This window comes from Streptomyces beijiangensis, from assembly GCF_017315755.1.
GTDB lineage: Bacteria > Actinomycetota > Actinomycetes > Streptomycetales > Streptomycetaceae > Streptomyces > Streptomyces beijiangensis.
In genome coordinates this window covers 1-203 of the sequence record NZ_JAFLRJ010000937.1, presented here as the reverse complement: position 1 = coordinate 203, position 203 = coordinate 1, and the positions used below count along the sequence as shown (strand labels likewise).

Sequence of the window (203 nt, the reverse complement as noted above, 5' to 3'; positions counted from 1 at the left end):
AGGTCGGCGCCCACGCCGACCTCCGTGCCGAACAGGCCAGGGCCGAGAGCGACGAGAGTTCCGCGCTCACCGAGCTCGACCGGCTGTCCAACAAGGTCCGCACCCGCGCCGCCCAGCTCCTCGAATCCACCGACGGCGCCGACGGTCCCTCACGGCAGGCGGCAGCGGCCCGTGCCGAGTCGCTCGTCCAGATGCTGGAGACC

The 203-nt window shown here is 72.9% G+C and carries 1 pseudogene; it reads left to right on the top strand.

What is annotated here, in order from left to right:
• Nucleotides 1–203 (top strand): annotated as a pseudogene (locus J0695_RS39960) (hypothetical protein); the annotation flags it as partial.